The sequence below is a fragment of the Paenibacillus taichungensis genome, assembly GCF_013359905.1.
Taxonomy (GTDB): domain Bacteria; phylum Bacillota; class Bacilli; order Paenibacillales; family Paenibacillaceae; genus Paenibacillus; species Paenibacillus taichungensis.
In genome coordinates, this window is record NZ_JABMCC010000060.1 from 1 (window position 1) to 1,170 (window position 1,170).

The 1,170-nt window shown below is 45.3% G+C and carries 3 protein-coding genes; all 3 read left to right on the top strand.

Features of this window, described 5'->3' with window-relative positions:
• Window positions 1-124 precede the first annotated feature (124 nt).
• From HP548_RS00490 to HP548_RS00500, 3 genes are read left to right on the top strand one after another with little or no spacing between them, the layout of a single operon-like run.
• On the top strand, window positions 125-355 hold the full coding sequence (locus tag HP548_RS00490; protein WP_175380582.1) for a hypothetical protein: 231 nt from the start codon (window positions 125-127) through the stop codon (window positions 353-355).
• Window positions 352-555 carry a hypothetical protein gene (locus HP548_RS00495; protein WP_175380583.1) on the top strand — a complete coding sequence of 68 codons (204 nt, stop codon included), beginning with the start codon at window positions 352-354 and terminating at the stop codon, window positions 553-555. The genes HP548_RS00490 and HP548_RS00495 overlap by 4 nt, the downstream gene beginning before the upstream one ends.
• A gap of 35 nt (window positions 556-590) precedes the next feature.
• The gene (locus HP548_RS00500) at window positions 591-947 is read left to right on the top strand and encodes a hypothetical protein (protein ID WP_175380584.1); all 357 of its coding nucleotides are present in this window, start codon (window positions 591-593) and stop codon (window positions 945-947) included.
• Window positions 948-1,170: the final 223 nt, after the last annotated feature.

The window sequence follows — 1,170 nt, forward strand, 5'->3', positions numbered from 1 at the left end:
CCATGGAAAAGATCACTGTAAAGATTGAATCCAAACGAACAATGAAGAAAATCGCATATCTGAACAACTTTACAAAGGCTAGAAGCAAATCAGAGATTCGGGAATTAGGGAAGTTGGTGGTGGAATGAACAACCGTGTAGCTGGTTTGATAAATGAGTGGGAAGGCGTAGCTCCGGAGGATTTGATTGAAGCCCTGAATGATCGTGACCGCACCTTGGCTCAGATGAATGAAATAAACATGAGTATAGCAGCCGAGCGCGACCACGCTAAACGACAACTCGAATGGTTTCAGAATCGCTGTCTAGAATACATGAAAGAAAAGGCAGCTTGGGAGACTCGGGAGGGAACGGCATGAGCAGTAATATGGTTACTACCGAAAAATGTTGGGTGTGGACTGAAAAGGCGGTTAGTATTAATTCATACGGCAAATCCGTAGGTTCTCCGGTTTGGGATCGTTACAGGAAAGAAGCTCCGGCGCATTGGTTAAAGGATGGACTTATTGAGGAAGCAGGTCAGGAAACATTTCCTGCGGGACAAGCTGCATTTGATTTTTAGGAAAGGGGCCATATATGGGGGCTGCGGTGTACCAAATGGAATTTTACGAGAGTGTAACAGAGACGGATAAGTTGATTGTTAGGTCCATGCTGCGTAGGTATCCGAAAATGAAGCTCACAGTGGATCTGTTGAGTGGTAAGGAAAGAAACGAGCGTCAGCAGGCTTTATATATAGATTGGAAGACGAAAGTGGAAGAAATCGAACTGGCTGTAAATTTGATCATGGATAAAGAAGTGAAAGAACTCATTGAATATCGTTTCATTAAAGGGCATCCGCGAAAAGCGGCTGTAGTGAAGTTTCGTCTCGTTACAGACAGATCAGTTGATAGATGGATTGATGAAGGAATCGAGTCTATTGCAAGCACGCTGAAACTCATGGGACCGATCACATGAAAAACGTGTCTGTATCCTGTCTGCATTACGTCTGTTAACTGTCTGTACCACGTCTGTTCCATGTCCGCTTTGCGTCTGTATTTCAGTTATACACTAGGCACATAAGAAGGGAATTGCTTCCTTCCGGTGTGCCTGGGTGTACCGTTATTCCACCCGGACTCGATCATGCTAGGTGACCCAGTCAAGCTTCATAACTGGCGAAGGGCGGTGTGATGCGGGGAAG